A 20,326-nucleotide genomic window follows, 5' to 3' on the forward strand; every position below is an offset into this window, starting at 1 on the left:
TCTTTCTTAATTTTATAGTATATAAGACTTTTCAAAGCCTTGTCTTACTGCTTCTGCAATTCTTCCAGGTTTTTCAGCATCCCCAATAACTTTAACAATAGGAAAATGCTCCTCTAATTCCTTAGCTATAGCATTGTTTGATCTTATTCCAAGAGAAAGCACTACCTTGTCAGTAGGGATAATTATAGTTTCGTTAGTTTTCAAGTTTAATAATTCCACAGAAGTTTCAGCAACCTTCATTAATTTGTGGGAAGTTAAGAATTTTGTACCATGAGCATTTAAATTTTTAATAACAGTGTATAGGTTTGAAGGGTAAACTCCTGCACCTATTTGAGGAAGCATTTCCACAAGGGTTATTTTATTTCCTCTCACAGCTAAGTACTCAGCTGTCTCACAGCCAGTCATACCAGAACCGATAACAACAACACTTTCATTTTCTACTTTTTCTTTACCGCTCAATACCTGAGCTACAGTTAATACATTTTTGTTGTTTATACCTTCAAGGTTTGGAATAACTGGGTTAGAACCTGTGGCTATAAAGACAGCATAAGGGTTAATTTCTTTAATAGCTTCTATTGTAGCTTTAGTATTTAATTTAATTTCTACTCCTAAACTTTCTAAGGTTCTTTTGTAATAATCAATGAACCAAGTAAGTTTTTCTTTGTCTGGAGGATTACTTCCTAGGGAAACCATTCCTCCTAAGGTGTTTTCCTTTTCAAATAAGACAACTTTAAAGCCTCTTAAAGATAAAACCCTAGAAGCTTCCAAGCCGGCTGGACCTGCACCAATAACTGCTACAACTTTATTTTCTCCATTAGCCTCTAAATTATTAAATTCCAGTTCTCTGCCCATTCTTGGGTTTACTGCACATTTAGTAGTTCCGCATTTTTCAAGCTCTTCTATGCAGTGTAAACAAGATATACAAGGCTTTATTTCTTCGCTTCTTTCATCATAAGCTTTTAGGGACCATTGTGAATCAGCAAGTTGACCTCTACCTATACCTGCAAAATCCATTACGCCTTGGCTTAGAAGTTCTTCAGCAATTTCAGGATGTTTAATGTTGTTAACAGCAATAACTGGAATGTTAACTTCTGCTTTTATAGTTTTTGCTAAATGCTTCTTCCAGCCTTCTTTTAGACCTATTGGCTCAATTATAGTAAAGCCTGTCTCATAGATTCCTGAACTTACATTGATTGCATCAACACCAAGAGACTCCAAATACTTAGCAATTTTAGTAGCTTCCTCTAAGTTTATGCCTCCCTCTATAAACTCATCACCGTCAATTCTCACACTTATAGGGAAGTGTTTGCCGCAAATTTGTTTGATACCAACAATGATTTCGGTGATAAATCTCATTCTTCCATTAAAATCTCCACCATATTTATCTGTTCTTTTATTTGTATAAGGGCTAAGGAATTGACATATCAAATATCCATGAGCACCATGAAGTTCTACTCCGTCAATACCTGCCATCTGTGCGAATTTTGCACCTGTAACGAATTTCTTAACTAAGTTTTCCACTTCCATTGTTGTAAGCTCCCTTGGCTCTTCCTTACAGACTTTACAAGGGATAGGAGAAGGTGCTACAATTTGTCTTCCATCTATTAAACGTCCATGGCTTTCTCTTCCAGGGTGATGTAACTGAAGGAAGATTTTGGTATCGTATTTATGAACAGTTTTAGCTAATCTTTCAAGGCTAGGTATGTGTTTTAAGTTAGTTGCACTTAATTGGTTAGGTGTTCCAACTCCAAATTCGTCATCTATTCTTGTTATTTCTGTAATAATTAAACCGCAACCTGCCTTTGCTCTTTCTTCATAAAATGCAATAAGTTCTGGTGAAGCTTCACCATTATAACCAGCTAGGGAAGTTCCCATGGCAGGCATAACAATTCTGTTTTTTAGCTCTAAGTTTCCAATTCTACCTTTTGCAAATAGGTTCTCAAATTTCATAAATTCCCCTCCAAAGTAAGATTTGTTTATAATTTAACACAGTTACACTCTTTATTCTATGTAACCCATACCCAAAAATAATTGAGGTTATAGTGCATTATGCACTATAATGAAATATTATGAGTTATAATAAAGCTAGGGGTGATACAATGATTATTTCTATAGTAGAACTTTTTGAAAGATTAAGAAAAACTTATTTAGGTATTAAGGATTACAACATAGCAGAGCCAATTGATATAACTGATATAGAGTTTATCACAAAGGATTTTAATTCAAATAAAAACCAAATATTATACTTAGGGAAGTCATCCCAATTACTGAATTTTCATGGAGATATGAAAGGAAGTTTCATATTAATAAATGATGTGGATTTAAGTACTAAGTTAAAAAACTGCAATTATGTGCTTGTAGATTGTGACGAAGACTTATTTGAACTATGGAATTACATAAAAACTTTATTTATGAAACAAATGTATACATCTAATCCTGCTACAAGCTTACTAAATTCTTTAGCTCAGGGGAAAGGTTTAAAGTATTTATTACAAATTGGTGCAGAAAACATAAACAACCCAATTATACTAATTGATGGTGAATTTTCAGTACTTGCATACTCAACAAATAAAGAAATTAAGGATAGTTTATGGAAAGAAAATATAGAGGTGGGATATTGTTCTTATGAATTTATTGCAGCAGTAAAAAAGATAAAATCTGTAAAAGAATCACCTTTAAGTATTGAACCCTATAAAGTAGTTTGTGATGAAAGTAATATAAATAAATTTGTAAGTAAAGTAATAATACATGGAAAGGTAGTTGCATATCTTCTTTTACTACAGGAAGAGGGGGAAGTATTAGAGGAGCATCTTAATATTTTCAAAGTTCTCAATAGTGCAATTACTGAGGAGCTAAAAAGTAATTCCACTTACAAGAATATAAAAGGGGTAAAATATGAAAACCTACTTTTGGATTTACTAGAAGGTAAAATAACAGAAGAGGCTGTGGCTCTAGAGAGAATGAAAAGTGCTGAATGTAATTTTGGTGAAGAAATACATGTGCTTCTTATGGATATTTCAAATTATACTTTAAATGGTAAAGATAAAAATCTTAAAGCATCTATTGAGGAGGAGCTTATTGGGTCTAAATCTATATTTTATAAAGATGATATATTAATTTTATTAGATAAAAAGCATAAGAATCAATCTTTAGACCAAGTATTAGAAAGCTTCCTTCCATTTCTTAAAAAGAAAAAATTAGTTATTGCTGTAAGTGGTAAAACCACAAGACTTACAGAAATAAAAGACAAATATTTTGAAGCAAAAAATACAATGAATTATGCTAAAAAGATAAATAAAGAAAGTTTTATCCATAAATATAAAGACTTTAAATTTTATGACATATTAAACAAGGTTGAAGATAACTTATTAAAGTATTGTAACGAAGACGTTTTGAGGCTTATGCAATTTGATAAGGAAAATTCAACAGAGTATTGCAAAACTTTAAAAATATATATGGAAAGTAATCAAAATATTAATATGACAGCAAATAAACTTTTCATTCATCGGAATACTCTAAGTTATAGAATTAGTAAAATAAAAGAGCTATTAAGCATGGATTTTAGGGAAGGTGAACATCTATTTGAAATCCTGTATACCTTTAGAATTCTTGAGTTTTTAGAAAAAATTTAACCTCCTTTGTTAAGGGTACCTCCCTTGATAAAGGAGGTCTTTATGTAAATGTGAAGTTTTTAGAAATAAAATATGAATAATGTAGCCTGGGATACATCAATGGAATAAATATTTTGATAATTTATATGTATCAGATAATTAGTAAGGAGGTACTAAAATGATTAAACTTATAGGTATTTTAATAATTATAATTGGTTTTATCTTAAAACTTGATACCATTGCAGTTGTTGTAAGTGCAGGTATTGCTACAGGCTTAGTTGCAGGACTTTCCTTTAATGAAATAATGGAGATATTAGGCAAGGCCTTTGTTGGTAACAGATTAATGTCCATATTTATAATTTCTCTTCCAGTTATAGGACTTTTAGAAAGATATGGATTAAGGGAAAGAGCTGCATTCCTTATAGGAAAGTTAAAATCAGCTACCTTTGGTAGATTGACATCACTTTATCTTGTAATAAGAACTCTTGCAGCTATGTTCAGCTTAAGAGTAGGAGGACATGTACAGTTTATAAGACCGTTAATACTTCCTATGGCTCAAGGAGCAGCAGATGCAAGCTATGGAGAAATTGAAGATAAAGATAAGGAAGCTATAAAAGGTCTTACTGCAGCAGTTGAGAACTATGGAAACTTTTATGGTCAAAACTTCTTCGTTGCATCAGGTGGAGTGCTTTTAGTTGTTGGTGTGTTAAAGGAGCTTAACTATACGGTAGATGCTTTGAGCGTTGCAAAGGCAGCTTTACCAGTTGCAATCATTGCAATGGTTTTAGGAACAATACAATTCCTATACTATGATAAAAAGTTTGATAAAAAATATAAAAACAAAGTAAATAAAAACAGTACAAGCCATAAGGCTTAAGAAAGTGGAGGTGGAAACATGAATAGTCCAGTTTTATTAAAAGATATATTAACTGAATATTTATATGTGATAATGGGGCTTGTAACCTTCTTTGCAGCTTATAAAACAATAAAAGATAAAAATCACCCTTCAAGAATACCTACTGCATTATTTTGGTCCATACTGGGTATAATCTTTACCTTTAGTAAGGTTGGAATGTTATGGGGAAATAAGGATATATATATTAAAGATGTGTATGTAGGGTATTTAGTCTTAGTAATGGCTGTTTTATCAGCGCTTAAGGTAGTTAAAGTTAATAAGTTCAGTGAGTCAAGTGCAGAGTTCAAAAAGGCGGCGGCTGATAGAGTTGGAAATAAAATATTTGTACCAGCTTTAGCACTTGCAATTTTAGCTTTTGCAATTGCACAAATATGGAATAAACAACTTGGAACCCTTGTTCCACTTGGAATTGCTACTGTTGTAGCAGCGGTTCTTGGACTTTACTATACAAAAGGGAAAACAAGTGAAATGGCAGAGGATGGACGTAGACTACTTCAAGTGGTTGGACCAGTAAATATACTTCCACAGTTGCTTGCGGCTTTAGGTTCAGTGTTTACAGCGGCAGGAGTTGGTAAGGTTATTTCTTCAGGAATAAGTAGTGTAATTCCAGATGGAAATCTACTTTTAGGGGTTGTGGCATATTGTGTAGGTATGGCAGTATTTACAATGATAATGGGTAATGCTTTTGCAGCCTTCTCAGTAATTACAGCAGGTATAGGAGTACCTTTTGTACTAGCACAAGGAGCAAATCCAGCTATAGCAGGTATTTTAGCTTTAACAGCAGGATATTGTGGAACCTTACTTACACCTATGGCGGCAAATTTCAACATAGTACCAACAGCAATCCTTGAAATGAAAGATAAGAAAAATGGAGTAATTAAATACCAGGCACCAGTAGCAATCACAATGCTTGTAATTCATATAGTTCTTATGTATGTGTGGGCTTTTTAAAATTATAAAAGCCTAATACTATTACTATAGTTATTCTAAAGTTACACAATAGTATCCAGGTAGTGGAGTTAATGAGTTAATCACGGTTTAAGTACAAAACCATTAGAATAATGATGTAATTAAAAGTCTAGTGGTTTTGTTAATTCAAATAGAAAGAATATAAAGTATACTTTTGAAGAACTATGTTATTCTCCAAAAGTTATTTCAAAAGATAAATAGTTTAAAGGTACAAAATATTTGTCTAAGGCAAAATATTTGGGAGGTAAAGAAATGAAAGTATTAGTAACAGGATTTGAACCATTTGGAGGAGAAAAAATAAATCCATCCTTGGAGGCAGTGAAAATGCTACCAGAGGAAATTTCAGGAGCAGAAATTGTAAAAGCATCCATACCAGTAGTTTTTGGAAAGTCAATTAAAAAGCTTGATGAGCTTATAGAAAAGGAAAAGCCACAAGTTGTAATATGTGTTGGACAAGCTGGTGGAAGATTTGAATTATCAATCGAAAGAGTTGCTATAAATATTGATGATGCAAGAATTCCAGATAATGATGGAAATCAGCCTATTGATGAAAAGATCTTTGAAGATGGAGAAAATGCATACTTTGCAACTTTACCAATTAAAGCAATGGTTGAAGAAATGAGAGCAGGAAGTGTTCCATCAGCAGTATCAAATACTGCAGGAACTTATGTGTGCAATAATATTATGTACGGACTTTTATATCTTGTAGATAAGAAGTATAAAGGCATAAGAGGGGGATTTATCCATGTTCCATTTATTCCTGAACAGGTTATAACAAGAGCTAACACACCTTATATGAGTCTTCAGCAGATTTCAAGGGGCTTGGAACTTGCAATTAAAGCTACGGTTGAGAATAAGGAAGATATAAAGGTGTCACACGGGAAAATATGCTAGGAGGTGGAATTTATGACTAAAAAGATTTTTGTATACGGTAGTCTAATGGAAGATCTTTTCAATCATGAAAAATACCTTAAAGGGAAAGTGATTAGCAGAAAGTATGCACGAACTAAGGGAGAGCTTTATCACCTTACAAAGTGTGGGTATCCAGCAATGATTGAAGGTACTGATTACATTTACGGAGAGCTTATTGAAGTATGTGATTACGAAAATACTTTAAAAGAGCTTGATGCCATGGAACACTTTTTTGGCGAAGGAAATCCTGATAATGAGTATAATAGAAAAATTATCAAGGTACAACTTTTAGATAATGGCAAGGAAGAGTTGGCAAATGCTTATATATATAATGCTAAGGATGGGCTAGAGTTAAAAGAGAACAATCCTTATATCAAAAATGGAGACTGGAGAAGTTTTCTTGAAAAGGAACAACTTCTAATGAAAGCTTTAGCATGAAACCAATAGGTAAAAATGATAGAAATAAGAAAGTAGTAATTTAGGTAAATCTAAATTACTATTTTTTTTGAGAAAAATAGATTTAAGATTAAAACAAATTTTAAATGATAAATGTTCTACCATAAAAATCTTGTGTTTATCTTTACTTTAGAAGTACCACTATTAAGAAATAATACTTTAATCAAGAAATATTCAATATTTCATAGAAAAAATTCTATAACTTTGATATAATTTTCTAATTAATAGTATACATTAATATTACGTATTTTAAGTAATGAGGAGCTTATAACAAACTATAGCATAATTATTTATAGAAATTTCCATAGGACTTTCAACAAAGAATTGGGGGGAAGTTTATGTATAATGAGTTATTCGATGAAAAAAGACAGACCATAATGAGAGACTATTTTTTAAAGGAACTTAGCAAAGCTGGCTCTATAAGAAATTACGGAAAAAATGAAATACTTGATATTGATTATAATAATTATTTTGGAATAGTAGTGGATGGAGTAGTATCGGTAAATATTTTAAGTTCTAAAGGAAATCAGAAACTTTTATATATGCTACGCCCAGGAGAGATATTGGGAGAAATGAATTATTTCTGTGGAGGCTCTAGCTTTACCATGGGAATTATAAAGGAAAAAGCAAAGGTTTCTATAATACATAAAGATATTTTGGAGGAGGAATTAAAAAATAATCCTCATATATATAGATATTTTATTCACAGCATTACAAGAAAGTATAGAATAGTAATGCTTCAATTAACAAATAACGTGTTTAACGATTCTATAGGAAGAATAGCAGATGCTCTTTTAAGACTTGCCTCTTGCAGTATAGGTGCTGGAGAGCTAGCACAAGTACTCATTGATACACCTCTTACCCATCAAGAGTTAGCTAATAACATAGGTTGTTCAAGGATAACAGTGACTAGATGTATAAATAAATTTATTGATGAAGGGATTATAAGTTATGATGGCAAAAAAATCATTCTTAATGACCCAATAGCTTTAAAACAATATATTGATGTTATAGAGGATGATTAAGTTTAAAAATCATCCTTTTTATATTGCCTAGCAATTTACCTAAGCTAAGTAATTGCAAGGCTGGTTAACAGCCCAGTAAAGAAGCTGGCAGACCAGAAGCTTCCAAAATATCATTAAATATTAGGAAGTTAAGAAGATTACACTTGAGGATTTGGGAAAAGCAATGCCTGGCAAGATCTCGACTAGTTGTTTATTATTTAAATGTAGTGATGAGAAAGTTAATTTAATTTTAAATTAAATGAAACCTTGATAAAAATATACTTATGCAAGAAGTTGCATAAGTATATTTTTATCTGATTAACTGAGGATTCTATGATGTATTTAAAACTTTTATCAACTATAAATTGTTAAAAATAGGAAAGCAGTTAGCCTAAAAACGAAAAGATACGAACTATCTAAAAATTAATGTTTCATTTATTATAAAAATATAATCTCATTGAGATGGCGAAAAAAATAAAAATAATATTTAAGAATAATAAGTTTATATTGAACTATAAAATGGTTAATTAGGAAGAAAATAAAATTATGGGTAAAATATATCAAAATTTGTTGAAATTTGATATAGACTTGAGATATTATATTAGTTATAGACCTATATTAAGAAAACTTTAAATTAAAATTAAATTTAGGTTTCGGGGGAAAAAATGTCAAATTTAAAGCTGAAAGAATATAAACTACTTTATAAAATTCTATTAGGAAACATTATGAATTTCATTTTATGTTGCTTTTTTGTCAACGCGGTAATTTCGAAAAGCAAAATAAATCAATATACTATAATAATATTAGTAGTGCTATTTATATTATCTAATGGATATCAACTTATTAGTGCTTTTAAAATACATACAAATCTAGAAAAGTTTAAAGAGGATAAAAAGGTTTTTGATAAAGTAATAGAAGTACTGCCTAATGCAGTTTTTATACATAAGAAATTAAAGTTTATTTATGCAAATAAAGAAGGTGCTAAGTTTTTTAACCTAGAAGATCCTAAAGACCTAATTGGAAGATCAGTTAATGATTTTGTAAAACTCAACACTGAGATAATTGGAGAACAGAGGTTGAACAATGCGCTAAATGAAAATAATTTTCAACCCTTAGTTGAAAATTTAATTACTAAAGCAAGTGGAGAAGTAGTAGAGGTGGAAGCTTTTTCTGCACCTTTAAAAATAAATGGAAAAATTACTGTATTAAACATTTTGAAGGATATTACAGAACAAAAGGAACTGGAAAAGTTACAAAAAAATATGGAAGAAGAGAAAAGAAAGTTAAAAGAGGCCATAGAAATTGACAGATTAAGAAATGAATTCTTTTCTAATTTGTCACATGAGTTAAGAACTCCTTTAACAATTATATTTGGAACCATACAATTGTTAGAAAAAGAACAAAGAGAGTTAATAGAAGAAGATTTATTATTGGGTAAAAGGCTAAAAACTTTAAAGCAAAATTGTTATAGACTTTTAAGATTAATTAATAATCTAATTGACATGACAAAAATAGATGCAGGTTATTTCAATATTAGTCTTCAAAATCACAATATTATACCTATTATAGAAGACATCTCTTTATCAGTAGTAGAATATGCAGAAAATAAAGGGATTACTATCGAGTTTGACACTGAAATCGAGGAGAAGGTAACAGCTTGTGATCCAGATAAAATAGAAAGGGTTATGCTAAATTTACTTTCAAATGCTATAAAGTTTACAAAATCCAATGGAAAAATTAAAATAAATATCTATGATGAAAAATCTAATCTAAAAGTTGTAGTAGAAGATGATGGTATTGGTATACCTAGTGACAAATTAAACTCAATATTTGATAGGTTTGTTCAAGTAGACAAATCTTTTACGAGAAATCATGAAGGAAGTGGATTAGGGTTATCTATAGTAAAATCCTTCGTTGAAATGCAGGGAGGAAATATAAAGGCTGAAAGCAAATCAGGAGAAGGCACAAAGTTTATAATATCGATTCCTATAATCTTAGTAGAAGAAACTGCTGATGCAATTGAACTGGTAGGGGTAACTGATAATCATGTTGAAAGAGTTAACATAGAGTTTTCAGACATTTATTCATAAAAAGTTTTGTTAGTAGAATCTTAGAGTATAAAAGTGGAGGATTAATAATGAATGGATTTAATTTGGGCATAATTGCGGCCTTTGGAACTGCATTATGCTGGACAATTACTGCTGTAGCTTTTGAATCGGCTGGGAAAAAAGTTGGTTCTCTAGCAGTAAATTTAATAAGGTTAGTAATAGCATTTTTCCTGCTTTCCTTATTTAATCTATTGGCTAGGGGGATGATTTTACCCTTTGATGCCTCAAGTTCTACTTGGATTTGGTTAAGTTTTTCAGGATTAATAGGCTTCGTAATAGGAGATTTATTTTTATTTCAAGCTTATGTAGAAATTGGTTCTCGTATAGCTATGTTAATCATGTCAACGGTACCACCTATAACAGCTCTAACAGGTTTTATACTAATGGATGAAAAAATTTCCTTGTTAGGGCTAATTGGTATGTTTATAACCATGGGAGGAATTATAATAGTTATTTTCAGCAAAAATCCTGATGATAATAAAGTAACCTTATCTCATTCTGCTAAAGGGATGCTTTATGCTTTCATCGGTGCTTTAGGACAAGCATTTGGGTTAGTATTTAGTAAGTTTGGAATGGGTGCTTATAATGCCTTTGCAGCAACACAAATTAGGATAATAGCTGCAATTATCGGATTTTCTGTTGTAATAACTATGTGGAAAAGATGGGGAGAAGTACAGGCGGCTATAAAAAATAAAGAAGCAATTAAACACATTTCCTTAGGATCTTTCTTTGGTCCTTTTATTGGAGTTTCTTTATCTCTACTTGCAGTTCAGTATGCACCAACGGGTATAGTTTCCACTATAACATCGATAACACCCATATTAGTTATACCAGCAGCAATATTTATTTTTAAAGAAAAGGTTCCACTAAGAGAAATTGCTGGTGCAGTTATATCCCTAGTAGGGGTATCTCTACTATTTCTTTAAATATAAACATAGAGCATATTATAATCACAATAAAAATATATATTCCGTGAATTTAATATAAATACATAATCAATTATGTCCACTTTTTAGTGGACATTTTTATTAAATAAATCCTAAAGTTAATATTGAGAGGTTAAAAACATTTTTTAAATTGCTAGACTTCATAATAATATAATAAGCTTTAATAAAAAATCATTGTAAAATAAAGAGTGCAGGGGATAATCTATTTCTTCATTGAGTTTTGATAAATCTTAAGAAATTTTTAAGATTTATACTATAATTTTATTAAGGAGTAGCTTTTATAATTATAGTATAGAATTCAAGTTGAATGCTTCTTATTGTGAATTAAAACACTTTAAGGAAGTGAAGAAAAACTTTCACAGAGAGAAATCTTCAAGTTGCATTCTGGCGATTTAGAATTAGATAAATAGATATACATATATAATATAAAAATAGAGAACTTATTTTATGGTTTTATTTAGGGGGTTATACTGGTGAAGATATTATTAACTACTGACACTTATTATCCAATGATTAATGGAGTTGTGATTTCTACAAGTAATTTATATAAAGAACTGAAAGAGAAGGGACATCAGGTTAGAATTCTTACTTTATCGCATACAGGAGAGGAAAGAATAGAAGGGGATATTTATTATTTGAAATCTTTAAAAGTTAATGTTTATCCCGATGCCAGAATCAAGGTTCCTTTTTATAATAAACTTATAAAGGAGATTATAGAGTGGCATCCAGATATAGTTCATTCTCAAACTGAGTTTTCAACAATGTTAGTGGCAAAGCATATAGCTAAAAAATTAAATATTCCTCAAGTGCACACCTATCACACCATGTACGAGGATTATTTAGGATATATTTTAGGAGGCAAGGTTATTAAAAAAGGCGGAGCAGCTAAAGTTACAAAGTTCATATTAGATTCTGTGGATGAAGTAATTGCACCAACAGATAAGACTAAAACTGCTCTTAGGGAATATGGACTTCACTGTCCTATTAATATAATACCAACTGGCATAGACTTAGGTAGGTTTCAAAATAATGTTAGGCAGGATGAAAAGGAACAACTTCTTTTAAAGTTAGGATTAAGTGATCAGGATAAAATTATGACTTATGTAGGCAGAATAGCTGAAGAAAAGAATATTGATGAACTTATAAGCCACTTCCCTGAAATTCTAGAGAGAGTGCCAAAGGCTAAACTATTAATAGTTGGTGCAGGTCCACATCTTGAAGTGTTAAAAGCGTTGACAAAGGAAAATGCCTTAGAAGAGTCTATAATCTTTACTGGCATGGTTGAACCAACGGAAGTTTACAAATACTATAAAATAGCAGATGTATTTGTAACAGGCTCTACTAGTGAAACTCAAGGCTTAACTTATATTGAGGCATTAAGTTGTGGATGTCCTATAGTTTGCAGATATGATAAGGCCATAGATGGAGTAATAGTTCAGGGAACTAATGGATTTTCCTATAAGAATTCCTGGGAGTTTATCTTGTATGCTAGTGAAATTTTAGCTAATGACGAACTAAGAAAAGAGTTGAGTAGGAAAGCAATGAGCAAGGCTAATGAATATTCAAGTAAAACTTTTGCTGGTAGAGTTGAAGATTTATATGTTAAAGCAGTAAGCTATGGAGAGTCTTATCATAGCGGAGTAAGAGCTTCAGGGCTAAATTACTAGAGGTGGAGAAGTAAGTCATGATTAAAAAAATAAAGGATAACTTATTTTCCCTAATGCTTATGCTTTTAATTCCTATAACAAATATATTTTATGGAGTTTTAAATAATTCTAATAGAGGAGTTTACTCTCTTGTAACAGATTTAGATAGAATAATACCTTTTTCGCAAGTGTTTATTTTGCCTTATATGCTATGGTATCCTTTTATACTTCTGACCTTAGTATATTTTTGTTTTTACTACAAAGAAGTTTATTATAAAACTTTAAGCACTTTAATTCTTGGTATGGTTTTATGTTATGTGGTATATTTCTTCTTCCAAACCACTGTGCCAAGACCTGAATTAATAGGTGATGACATATTAACTAAAATTATAGGCATTGTATATAAATCAGATAATCCCTATAATTGTTTTCCAAGTATACATGTTTTAACTAGCTATGCTATGATAATAGGTATGAGGAAAAGTGGAAGTAGTAATTTAAAAGTAAATAATCTAGTAAGCTTCACAGCTTGGTTAATAATCATATCTACTCTTTTGGTAAAACAACATGTTATTTTAGATGTGGTTTTTGGAATTGTGTTTGCAGATGGGGCATATAGAATTGTGGATAATTTTAATTTAAAGAGGTGCTTATTATGGATAAAGAAACCATCTTGGTGGTGGATGATGAAAAAGAAATTAGAGACCTAGTTGGAATATATTTAGCAAACGAAAATTATAGAGTCTTAAAGGCTAGCAATGGAATAGAAGCTTTAAAACTTTTAGGTAGTGAGGAAGTTGATTTAATAATTCTAGATGTGATGATGCCTGATATGGACGGTATAGAAGCCTGCATGAAAATTAGGGAAGATAAAAACATGCCTATAATTATGCTTTCAGCAAAATCAGAGGATATGGATAAGATAATGGGACTAACTACAGGGGCAGATGATTACGTTACTAAACCTTTTAATCCCCTAGAACTTTTAGCTAGAGTTAAGTCTCAACTTCGAAGGTATAAAAGGTTAAACACTACTATTGAGAAAAAAGATGATATAATTGAGATAGAGGATTTAGTTATTAATACTAACACTCATGAGGTTAGAGTGGGTGATAAAGAGGCAAAGCTTACCCCAAGAGAGTTTGAGATATTATATCTTTTGGCTAAAAATAAAAACATGGTTTTCAGTATAGAAAAGATCTATTCTATGGTGTGGAAGGAAGACTTTTTTGAATCAGACAACACGGTGATGGTACACATAAGAAAAATAAGAGAAAAAATCGAAGAAAATCCACGAAAACCTAGATTTATAAAAACTGTATGGGGAGTAGGTTATAAAATTGAAAATTAGATTTCCGAGGTTTATAAAGAAGTTGTTTTCCCCAATAACGAACTTGTATCAAATGTTTTGGAGTAAAGTTAGAAAAAGTATTAGGCTAGAACTAGTTACAATTTTTGGAATTTGCCTTTTGCTGTCCACAATAGTTTCAGGAATTACAAATGATTTCTTTAGGGATAGAAGCAGATATGCAAGAATAGATTATAGTGGAAGCACTGAGAGAATGGCCGATCAAGCAGGGAATATAGTGGATAATATAACCAATTCTCAAATAAGTATAAATGATAAGAAGGCTATTGATGAAATTTTAAATAATCTTTCACAAAATCATAATTTTAAAACTATTATTTCGGATTTAGATGGGAAGGTTTTATATAAATCTGAAAATGCAAACGAAACACAAGTAGATATCTATACAACAATAAAGAGTGCCATGGAAATAACAAAGTATAGGGACCAATATCAGCTCAACGAAGGCAAGGAATATGTAAGCTTTTATCCTATAAATTTTACTGATAGCAAAGGGTATGTCATTGTAAGTGGAATACCTGAAGGGCAAATAGTTTATGAAACCAATAATGATCCTATGGCTGGGGATGTTGCAGCGTTATTAACCTTCCTTTTGTCTTTTTACTTTATAACTAATAAGAAAATGAGATATGTTGAGGAAGTGTCCCATGGACTTATTGAGATTTCAAAGGGAAACTTAGATCACAGAATCAATATTTGGGGGGAAGATGAGGTTAGCTCTCTGGCTAATAACATAAATTTCATGGCTCAGCAGTTAAAAAAAAGAATTGAAAATGAGAGAAAAGCAGAGAGAACAAAGAGTGAGTTAATAACAAATGTTTCTCATGACCTTAGGACTCCACTAACTTCTATTAAGGGCTACTTAGGGCTTATAAAGGAAAACAAGTATAAAGGGCAAGAGCAGCTAGCAGATTTTGTAACTATTGCCTACAATAAGACGGAGAAACTAGAGGTGCTAATAAGTGATTTGTTTGAGTACACTAAGCTAAGCGGTAGTGGAGTCGGAGTTGATAAACAAAATATAGCTTTAAATGGACTTCTAGATCAACTTATAGATGAATTAAGTCCTATTAGTGAAGAGAATAACTTAGTAATTACAGAACAATTTATAAATGAAAAAGTAATTGTTAATATTGATCCAGCTAAAACAGTAAGAGTTTTTGAAAATCTTCTTATGAATGCTATAAGATATAGCTTAAAGCCAGGACAAATAAAAGTGATTCTTACAAAAGAAAGAGATGTAGCAGTAGTTAGTATACAGAATAAATGTGATAATTTAAGAGAAGAAGATTTAGAAAAAATATTTGACAGGTTTTATAGGGCAGAAAAATCTAGGTCTTCGGATACTGGAGGAAGTGGCTTGGGGCTTGCTATTGCAAAAAGCATAGTGCAACTTCAAGGAGGGTGGATTGAAGCTAAGTATAAGGATGGATATGTAAGTTTCAATGTAAGATTTAGAACTGTTACTAATGAACAATAACTAACGGAAGTCAATTGACTTCCGTTTTTTCTTATAGATATCTTTAAATATTATTGGAAGAGCAATTAGTAACTTCTAAGTGTAAATGAAATGATGATGAAATTGTTAATGTTAAAGGTGTAATGAACACAGCATCCTAGCACTAAAAAAGCTATTTGGAAGTATTTTGGCTATAGGGTTCCATGATAGAAATTTAACTTATTCATCTTCATAATCCCTTAAGGGAACCAGGGGAGGATTCATGTATAAATTAAGTTTTAACTCTGGTTCCCTATAATAAGGGAGTAGCAAATTAGTGAAGTACTACAATTGGCTCCTTAGAAATTTTAAAAATGAAAGTTATAATACATATATTAAAGTCATAAATTTTATAAGTACAAGTAATAGGCTGTGAATTATATCAAAGAGATTATGCAGTGATAATATTTATAAATGTCATTTATATGTTAGAATTAAGTTACGAATATTATGAAAGTAAATTTTCAAAAGTGAATTTAATTAAAGCTTTAGGGAAATTCAAGTGAGGGGTAATATGAATATAAAAGTTTTCGACGAAGTAGAAGAAGTTCCAAATTGTTGGGATGAGGCAGTGGAAAAATCCCCTTTATTAAAGAGGAAGTATTTAAAGTTATTAGAAAAAACCAATCCTTGTGGAGCTAAATACTATTTCGTCACTGATGAAGATGAAAACAAATACTGTTTTGTCACATATAAGTTAAAACTTAATATGTTTACCTATAGCAAGTTAAAGTTAGACATACCCATAACTATTATAGGTGTTCCAGCTTCAGTGTCAGCGTCAGGATACTGTTGTGAAAAGGAAGCGATATTTTTAAAGGTATTAAAATCAATAAAGGGAATAAAGGTAGTGCTTAATAGTAATGATAAATTTAAAGAATTAAAAAGAGGATATACTTTACCTGATTGTATTATGGAACTGCCCTGGAATAGCTTTCAGAGTTACTTAGAAGCTATGAAACCATCGCATAGGTATCGATATAATAAAATAAGGAAACATGGAAAATTGCTAGATATAAGGGAGCTAGAAAAACAGGAGAGGTTTACAGGGGAACTTTATAAGCTATATGAAAATGTTTATAATAAATCAAGTTTTAAGCTTGAAAAGTTACCTATAGAATTTTTTAGAGAGAATAGTGCAGATACCACAGTTTTTACCCTAGAGGGAAAGACTGTGGGGTTTGTTCAAACCTTTAAAGAAGAGGAAACCTTTTACTTTTTATTTGGAGGAATAGATTATAGTGTAAATAAGAAGCACAGTTTATATTTTAATATGCTTTATCATATTATTGCTAGGGCAATAGAATGTGGAGCAAAAAGTATAAAGATGGGACAAACGGCTGAGGATGCTAAATTGAGGCTAGGATGTATAATTGAAGAAAAGTACTTATACATTCATAGTTCTAATAGGGCTTTAAATAAGATAATTCAATATTTAGTTCCATTTCTAAGTTATAAATATAATTTTAAAAAGTACCATGTATTTATAAATAATGAAAAAATAATTCCTTAGATTTAAACTAAACTTATAAGTGTTAATGAAAATAAAAATTATTTTTTATTGAAATAAAATTATGAAAGGGGATTATAATGCAAATTATAAATTGTAATACTAAAGAGCTAAAAAATAAAATTATAAGCTTTAGAAGAAGCTTATATAAAAATAATCCCTACATGAAGAATTCTGAGGAGCTAACTCTAAAGGATATGCTCTTTAAAAATACTACTTTTTCAAAAAAAGCTAGTATAGAGGGAGTGCTAGTTGAAGAATTTGGACAAGTTTTTGCTGCTGCCTTATTAATCCATGAAAGAGATTACAAGGATTATCTTCAGATTTCTTTTTTTGAGTGCAAGAAAGGAGAAGAAGAGGCTGGAAGGGGTTTGATTGATTATGCTATTGAAATAGCAAGAAAAAGAGGAATACCCAAAATACTTATTGGTATGAATGGTCATGTGAACTACGGGTTAGGTATTCTTAGCAGCCATTTTGAAACTCCTCAAAGCTTTGGTACTTCCTACAATCCTCCCTTTTACTTAGAAATCTTTGAAGCCTATCCACATAATAAGGTTGTACTTACCTCCTTAATAAAGGATTTAAAGGAATTTCATATGTCTAAGATAGATAAGGTTATAGAAAGAGTTAATAGAAACTACTCCTTTAAAACTATGAATATTAAAGACCTTAAAAGTGAGATTAATATTTATACTAAGCTTAATAATGAAATTTTTAAAGAACATAAATTTTATTATCCAAGAGAAGCTTCTATGGATTTTGAACTTTTTAAAGACTTATCTTATTTAATTAAAGGTGAAAATCTTATCTTTGCCTATAAAGGAAATGAACCTATAGGATTTTTATTGTGGTATCCTGACTTTCATGAGTTAGTTCCACCTTATAAAAGTTTTGGAATTGGAACTGTATTAAAAAATAAAATAAACCTATTTAATATTGACAAGATAAAAATTGTAGAGCTTGGAGTTATGTCAAAGTACAGAAATACAGGAGTAGCCTTTGGTCTTTTAAGAAAGTGTTATGACCTTTCTAAGAATAAGTATAAGTATTGTGAGTCAAGTTGGATATTAGATTATAATTTTCCTTCAGTGAATTGTGGGTTGGTATTTGATTTTCAAGAACACAAAAAGTTTAATGTGTACGAAGTAGAAGTTAGCAAATGCATTAAGTAGACCCTATTTAGCAAAGTGAAAACATACTAAAGGGAATAATTGGTTAGAAGTATTGAGTATTTTAGTATATATAAATAAATCTAAAGGAGATTTTTAATGAAAATAATGCTAATTAGAACAAAAGCTCAAAGTGCATACAATGTGATTTCTCCAATTGTAGTAGAGCCTTTAGAGTTAGAATATATAGCTACATTACTAGAGGATTATAAACTTCAGTATTTTATTCAAGACGAAGTTACAAGTAAGAGGAACACCCTAAAAGTTTTTAAAGAAGAAAAGCCACAGGTGGTTATCATGTCAGGTTATCTAAATAATGTGTCCACTATGATTTCTTATGCTGTAGAAATGAAAAAGACTAATCCAAGCACTATTATAATAGTAGGAGGAGTACATGCAGAAGTTAACTATAAGGATTTCTTCCATGAGGCTATTGATATTGTATGTTACTCAGGAGGTTATAAGCCTTTAGAACATCTTGCTAGTGGTAGCTTTAATAAGGACTGCTTTTCTGGGATTAAGGGTATTTGTTGTAAGGGAGAAAAAGGTCAATGGAAGATCAATGAAAGAGAAGTTTTTAATCCGGAGAAGCAAAAAACTCCAAATAGAGCTTTTTTCTATAAAAATAAGAATAAGTTTAAATACTTAAATTTAGGACCTTGTGCCATGATTAAAACTTCTTATGGCTGTCCTTATTCCTGTAACTTTTGCTATTGCAGGCTTTTAAATGGAGGAGTTTATATTCAAAGGGGATTAGAAAGTGTTGTAGAAGAAATAAAAAGTATTAATTGCAAAAATATCTGGATTATAGATGATACTTTTCTTATCTCTAGAGAAAGATTAATAGCTTTTGCTCATATGGTAAGAATAAATAAAATTGAGAAGAACTTTATAATTTATTCTAGAGCTGATTTTATTGTGAAAAATAAAGACTTGCTTCCTCTTATGAAGGAAATAGGTATAAAACAAGTAATAGTTGGGCTAGAAGCTGTGGATAGTGAAGAACTTCAAGGTTTTTCTAAGGGAACGGATAAGAATATCAATGAAAATTGTGTGGCTTTTTTAAAGGAATTTGAAATAGCGTGCATTGGATTATTTGTAACTCACATTAATTACAAAAAACAGGATTTTAATAAATTATATAAATGGATTAAAAGGGTTGGACTAAAGTTATGTACATTTTCAATATATACACCACTTCCAGGTACAGAACTTTATGAAAAATATAAAGATGAAATAAGGTTCCATAATTATGATAAGATGGATTTTCTCCATCTTTTAATTAAACCAACTAATCTTTCTGTTTTAAAGTACTATTTTTATTTTTATATCCTGCATTTAAAGGTGTATTTTAACACTTTAAAATTAATGCTTTTCAACAATGAAAAGTCCATTAAGAAACAATGAGTTTATTAAGCACCTTTCAAGTGGCTATAAATTTTTATTTATGTACTATTGAATATAAGGATTTCACGTCAGGGCGAAAACATTTTAAGTACAGGAAGTTAGGTTAGTATAATACAATAAGTCTAATTTGAGTATAAAGATTAGGAGGGAATAATTATGAGTATTTGGGACTTTTGGGCATCGAAATATGAAAGGTTATGGGTTCAGAAATATTCCTTAGGACCAACTAGAAAAGTTATCCTAAAAGAGATAGAAGAAATAATTAGAAGTGAGAATACAAGAAATAATGAATCTACAAATAGAGGAAAAATAGCACTTCTTGATGTGGGATGTGGTACAGGTCAGCTAACAAGAGAAATTGATGAAGAGTTTAGGGATGATATTTATTCATTGGAAGGAATAGATTATTCTAAGGCAATGGTAGAAGAAGCTAGAAATAAGGCTTCAAAAGTTAGCTATAGCAACTATTCAATAGAAGAATTTAAGGCAGAAAAGAAGTATGGCATTATAACTTGTAGCCATTCTTTTCCCTATTATAAAGACAAAAAAGCAACTATGGAAAAGTTTTATAATTTGCTAGAGGACCAGGGATATTTAATTTTAGCTCAAGCTTCTGAAAGAAGTTTTTATGATAAAGTAGCTATGTTTATAGTTAAATTCACTACTACTAAGGCTAAATATTTGAGTCCAAAGGAAATAAGAGAACTGACAAAGGACTATTTTATTTTGGAAAAAGAGATTCTTATAAGGGAAAGAGCTTATATGCCATCTATAGTAGTTTTTAAATTAAGGAGGAAATAG

General features: G+C 30.6%; 17 protein-coding genes. 16 read left to right on the forward strand and 1 reads right to left on the reverse strand.

Translation table 11 applies throughout. From position 1 onward, the window contains the following. Window positions 1-12 precede the first annotated feature (12 nt). Window positions 13-1,950 (reverse strand): NAD(P)/FAD-dependent oxidoreductase, encoded by a 1,938-nt coding sequence (locus B3040_RS03140; RefSeq protein WP_291570095.1) that lies wholly within the window; start codon window positions 1,948-1,950, stop codon window positions 13-15. A 119-nt stretch (window positions 1,951-2,069) separates the two neighbouring features. Between B3040_RS03140 and B3040_RS03145 the strand changes: the two genes are divergently transcribed. The 16 genes from B3040_RS03145 to B3040_RS03220 all read left to right on the forward strand — a co-directional run bounded on the left by B3040_RS03145 (window position 2,070) and on the right by B3040_RS03220 (window position 20,326). Next, the gene (locus tag B3040_RS03145; protein WP_291570097.1) at window positions 2,070-3,632 is read left to right on the forward strand and encodes a PucR family transcriptional regulator; all 1,563 of its coding nucleotides are present in this window, start codon (window positions 2,070-2,072) and stop codon (window positions 3,630-3,632) included. Window positions 3,633-3,792: 160 nt separating this feature from the next. After that, complete coding sequence (locus tag B3040_RS03150; protein ID WP_414632515.1) at window positions 3,793-4,488, forward strand: DUF969 domain-containing protein; 696 nt, start codon at window positions 3,793-3,795, stop codon at window positions 4,486-4,488. A gap of 18 nt (window positions 4,489-4,506) precedes the next feature. Next, entirely contained in the window at window positions 4,507-5,478 is a 972-nt protein-coding gene (locus B3040_RS03155) for a DUF979 domain-containing protein (protein ID WP_017416312.1), read from the forward strand. 270 nt (window positions 5,479-5,748) lie between these two features. Further along, window positions 5,749-6,390 carry a pyroglutamyl-peptidase I gene (gene pcp, locus B3040_RS03160; protein ID WP_291570102.1) on the forward strand — a complete coding sequence of 214 codons (642 nt, stop codon included), beginning with the start codon at window positions 5,749-5,751 and terminating at the stop codon, window positions 6,388-6,390. Between the two features lie 12 nt (window positions 6,391-6,402). Continuing rightward, entirely contained in the window at window positions 6,403-6,846 is a 444-nt protein-coding gene (locus B3040_RS03165) for a gamma-glutamylcyclotransferase family protein (protein ID WP_291570104.1), read from the forward strand. A 356-nt stretch (window positions 6,847-7,202) separates the two neighbouring features. After that, the gene (locus B3040_RS03170) at window positions 7,203-7,889 is read left to right on the forward strand and encodes a Crp/Fnr family transcriptional regulator (RefSeq protein ID WP_291570106.1); all 687 of its coding nucleotides are present in this window, start codon (window positions 7,203-7,205) and stop codon (window positions 7,887-7,889) included. Window positions 7,890-8,533: 644 nt separating this feature from the next. Then, window positions 8,534-9,958: a sensor histidine kinase gene (locus B3040_RS03175; RefSeq protein WP_291570109.1), complete on the forward strand. Its 1,425-nt coding sequence runs from the start codon at window positions 8,534-8,536 to the stop codon at window positions 9,956-9,958. A 47-nt stretch (window positions 9,959-10,005) separates the two neighbouring features. Then, entirely contained in the window at window positions 10,006-10,902 is an 897-nt protein-coding gene (locus tag B3040_RS03180) for a DMT family transporter (RefSeq protein ID WP_291570111.1), read from the forward strand. Between the two features lie 494 nt (window positions 10,903-11,396). Beyond that, on the forward strand, window positions 11,397-12,590 hold the full coding sequence (locus tag B3040_RS03185) for a glycosyltransferase family 4 protein (RefSeq protein WP_291570113.1): 1,194 nt from the start codon (window positions 11,397-11,399) through the stop codon (window positions 12,588-12,590). Window positions 12,591-12,607: 17 nt separating this feature from the next. Next, on the forward strand, window positions 12,608-13,279 hold the full coding sequence (locus B3040_RS03190) for a phosphatase PAP2 family protein (RefSeq protein ID WP_291570115.1): 672 nt from the start codon (window positions 12,608-12,610) through the stop codon (window positions 13,277-13,279). After that, a complete protein-coding gene (locus B3040_RS03195) occupies window positions 13,225-13,920 on the forward strand; it encodes a response regulator transcription factor (RefSeq protein ID WP_291570117.1) in 696 nt (231 codons plus the stop codon). The genes B3040_RS03190 and B3040_RS03195 overlap by 55 nt, the downstream gene beginning before the upstream one ends. 52 nt (window positions 13,921-13,972) lie before the next feature. Continuing rightward, entirely contained in the window at window positions 13,973-15,418 is a 1,446-nt protein-coding gene (locus B3040_RS03200; RefSeq protein ID WP_291570119.1) for a sensor histidine kinase, read from the forward strand. Between the two features lie 532 nt (window positions 15,419-15,950). After that, entirely contained in the window at window positions 15,951-16,949 is a 999-nt protein-coding gene (locus B3040_RS03205; RefSeq protein WP_291570122.1) for a GNAT family N-acetyltransferase, read from the forward strand. Window positions 16,950-17,026: 77 nt separating this feature from the next. Next, window positions 17,027-18,121, forward strand: coding sequence for a GNAT family N-acetyltransferase (locus tag B3040_RS03210; protein WP_291570124.1), 1,095 nt, complete (start codon window positions 17,027-17,029; stop codon window positions 18,119-18,121). A 96-nt stretch (window positions 18,122-18,217) separates the two neighbouring features. Then, window positions 18,218-19,525: a B12-binding domain-containing radical SAM protein gene (locus B3040_RS03215; protein ID WP_291570125.1), complete on the forward strand. Its 1,308-nt coding sequence runs from the start codon at window positions 18,218-18,220 to the stop codon at window positions 19,523-19,525. Window positions 19,526-19,681: 156 nt separating this feature from the next. Next, window positions 19,682-20,326 (forward strand): class I SAM-dependent methyltransferase, encoded by a 645-nt coding sequence (locus tag B3040_RS03220; protein WP_291570127.1) that lies wholly within the window; start codon window positions 19,682-19,684, stop codon window positions 20,324-20,326.

Origin of the sequence: Clostridium sp. UBA4548 (assembly GCF_002387895.1) — a bacterium.
Taxonomy (GTDB): Bacteria; Bacillota; Clostridia; order Clostridiales; family Clostridiaceae; genus Clostridium_J.

Excerpts from the sequence above, each read along its gene's own strand:
- B3040_RS03175 (WP_291570109.1), top strand. The coding sequence starts at position 8,534 with ATGTCAAATTTAAAGCTGAAAGAATATAAACTACTTTATAAAATTCTA.
- B3040_RS03180 (WP_291570111.1), top strand. The coding sequence starts at position 10,006 with ATGAATGGATTTAATTTGGGCATAATTGCGGCCTTTGGAACTGCATTA.
- B3040_RS03155 (WP_017416312.1), top strand. The coding sequence starts at position 4,507 with ATGAATAGTCCAGTTTTATTAAAAGATATATTAACTGAATATTTATAT.
- B3040_RS03200 (WP_291570119.1), top strand. The coding sequence starts at position 13,973 with ATGTTTTGGAGTAAAGTTAGAAAAAGTATTAGGCTAGAACTAGTTACA.
- B3040_RS03170 (WP_291570106.1), top strand. The coding sequence starts at position 7,203 with ATGTATAATGAGTTATTCGATGAAAAAAGACAGACCATAATGAGAGAC.
- B3040_RS03215 (WP_291570125.1), top strand. The coding sequence starts at position 18,218 with ATGAAAATAATGCTAATTAGAACAAAAGCTCAAAGTGCATACAATGTG.
- B3040_RS03165 (WP_291570104.1), top strand. The coding sequence starts at position 6,403 with ATGACTAAAAAGATTTTTGTATACGGTAGTCTAATGGAAGATCTTTTC.
- pcp (WP_291570102.1), top strand. The coding sequence starts at position 5,749 with ATGAAAGTATTAGTAACAGGATTTGAACCATTTGGAGGAGAAAAAATA.
- B3040_RS03145 (WP_291570097.1), top strand. The coding sequence starts at position 2,070 with ATGAGTTATAATAAAGCTAGGGGTGATACAATGATTATTTCTATAGTA.
- B3040_RS03205 (WP_291570122.1), top strand. The coding sequence starts at position 15,951 with ATGAATATAAAAGTTTTCGACGAAGTAGAAGAAGTTCCAAATTGTTGG.
- B3040_RS03220 (WP_291570127.1), top strand. The coding sequence starts at position 19,682 with ATGAGTATTTGGGACTTTTGGGCATCGAAATATGAAAGGTTATGGGTT.
- B3040_RS03210 (WP_291570124.1), top strand. The coding sequence starts at position 17,027 with ATGCAAATTATAAATTGTAATACTAAAGAGCTAAAAAATAAAATTATA.
- B3040_RS03140 (WP_291570095.1), bottom strand. The coding sequence starts at position 1,950 with ATGAAATTTGAGAACCTATTTGCAAAAGGTAGAATTGGAAACTTAGAG.
- B3040_RS03195 (WP_291570117.1), top strand. The coding sequence starts at position 13,225 with ATGGATAAAGAAACCATCTTGGTGGTGGATGATGAAAAAGAAATTAGA.
- B3040_RS03190 (WP_291570115.1), top strand. The coding sequence starts at position 12,608 with ATGATTAAAAAAATAAAGGATAACTTATTTTCCCTAATGCTTATGCTT.